At 42.1% G+C, this 2,428-nt stretch carries 3 protein-coding genes; all 3 read right to left on the reverse strand.

What is annotated here, in order from left to right:
- The coding region (locus K8R76_06020; protein MCD4847727.1) for a hypothetical protein at window positions 1-686 on the reverse strand (686 nt) is incomplete at its 3' end.
- 154 nt (window positions 687-840) lie between these two features.
- Window positions 841-1,863, reverse strand: a complete 1,023-nt coding sequence (locus K8R76_06025; protein MCD4847728.1) for a hypothetical protein — start codon at window positions 1,861-1,863, stop codon at window positions 841-843.
- 105 nt (window positions 1,864-1,968) lie between these two features.
- Window positions 1,969-2,163: a hypothetical protein gene (locus tag K8R76_06030; GenBank protein ID MCD4847729.1), complete on the reverse strand. Its 195-nt coding sequence runs from the start codon at window positions 2,161-2,163 to the stop codon at window positions 1,969-1,971.
- Window positions 2,164-2,428: the final 265 nt, after the last annotated feature.

Genomic DNA, 2,428 nt, shown 5'->3' on the forward strand with positions numbered 1-2,428 from the left:
TACAATCCTGCATCCATTCCAAGGCGTATTTGCTCTAACAGATTCATCGTTCTTTCCTCTGGGTCCATGGTACGGATCTCGCGAGCGATATCACGAATAAGGATTGATTCTTCTGGTTGATTGAGGGCTTGATCTAAAATGCCAATGAGTACATCCAAGGTTTCACTCTCATAGATACTATGAAGATCACATCCCAAGACAAAAGCAGCAGCTAGTTCGATATCATAATCGACATTCTCAAGAACATGTGAATAATGATCATGTAGTGCTTCCTCGCCGTACCATTCCTCTGCATGTTGAATCAGATAAGCTATATCCCTGGCATCTTCAGTTACCCTCCGCTGATGACGATCTGCCCATGCAAGTAACTTCAAACCGCACTGCTCTGCATATCCTGCAACGAGAATCGTAAACTCGTCATTGATTAGGAAAGATAATGCGCTGTCATATGCTTCATCAAATCCAAGTACACTCATCTCAAAACCATCATCATCTCCCCATGTGAACCTTTTGAATGATCCCGAAATTTCACCGAATGGAACTACATCCACAGGGATACCACTAGAATGCCATAAGCGTTGGGTTTGATGTCTATCTGCTTTAAAGTCATGATGATCACACATCATTTTGTATAATACTTCCCACTCCTTGATAGAGTTAACGCATACAGCAAAATCGAGATCCATTGTGGCTCTTCCAGTTCTCATCCCCAATGCATGCTCACAAAGAAAGATGCGCGCTCCTGCGCCACAGATGAACCATTCGATCCCGAGTGTTCTGGAGATTTCAAGCAGAGATAGTAGGATTATTTTTGTGTTTTCGTCAACAACAACAGAATGATCAGTCAAGGTACTGCTTCCGTATCATTTCTGCAGTCTCCAGATTCCTTGCACCATCTGCTGCAACCAAGTCGGCATAAATAAGAAGTGGGGGCACCACACCAGGGAATTCATCTAACTTGGGCAGATTATTCCAGAACCTGTTCAAAACAAATATTTCGCCATGGTTATCTTTTTTAAGTTTGAGGACCTTGGCAAATTCCCCGAATTGCTCACCTACATATACTGTTGCATTTTCTGGATGTAGATATCCGGTGAGTTTCGCCGCAGCCGTTTCCCCCCCAAGATACACTCCGAACTCAGTAGTGTCCGCGATCTGCCACCAGTTTTTGCTTTTTGTGGTGAATCTTCTTGGATTAAGCCTTGGTCTCAGTTCGTTGATGAAAGCGTCTGTCCACTTATCGATTAACTTCTGCCTATTATCAAATATTTTCTTTTCTCGGAAGATGCGAATGTAACCGTAATGCTTCAGATCAGCAAAGACGTTATTGACGGTTCCAAGAGCTACTCCTGCCATTTCAGCTATCTCACGGTATGTTCTGTCTTTGGCATTTGGATCACATAGCAGGATGAATAGGACTCGAAGCGCAGCTTGGTGGAACAACCGAGTTCGAGTTGTAATTCTATCAGTCTTATCCTCCCTTTTTCCTGCAATGAATACAAAGACAAACGGCTTCTCCTGTTTGATATACATGTTTCCTGCTGTATCTATAAATTGTATGTTCCTTTCTCGGAGTTCCTTTGCAATGGGTGGTGTTACGTATGTTGTAATAAGCATACGGGGTTTTGGTACGCGTTCTAGGAACATTTGAATCGCACCAATTACATCACGTCGTATGTGTTTCTTTATTTCGATTTGATAATCTTGCAACAATTCTTCAAAATGAACAATTGCATCTAATACAAAATTATCATTCGCCCTCTGTTCCCATTCTGTCTGTATTTCTCCTATCGGAATGACTTGCCTCAGATGCATAAGTGCCTTATCTACTATTTCAATTACAGTTGTTTTGTGCGTCATCATCTACCTCTCACTGCTCCATTTGTTCAATATGTATACACGTTCATTAATTGTGAACATACACATTTTATGAACACCGCACAACTATTGAATCTAATAGGATAACCATCACTTCTTCTTTATTAGATTCCTCAGACTTCTCTCAGTTACCAGTTGTCTGATCCAGTAATCCCCCATCTCCTCTATTTCAGAGATAAGGCTGTCAGGCAGTTTCAGCAGGTTGAGCATCTGAGTGACTCTTGCTCTGGATAAACCAAGTTTTCTGGCAAGGTCAGCTCGGGATAATTCTTCCATCTCCATCATCAGCGCCATCTCACGAGTCAGTATGATTGGATTCCTGAAAGTTTTCTTCGGTTTGCGTTTTATTTGATTATAACTAGTTGTATCATACCAAAGGATGGTTCGCTGGGAGACACTGTCGAGGCGCCAGTGCCACCCACCATTAAAACGACATGGCTCTACACCATTAACAGGGGCACCAATCATCCTTGGAATTTTGTGAGACAATTGTTTCAGGCTCTATTTTATCAACATAATCTTGGAGATAGTAACCTGCATCCCGCCAACT

The organism is Candidatus Aegiribacteria sp. (genome assembly GCA_021108435.1).
Classification (GTDB): domain Bacteria; phylum Fermentibacterota; class Fermentibacteria; order Fermentibacterales; family JCC-6; genus Aegiribacteria.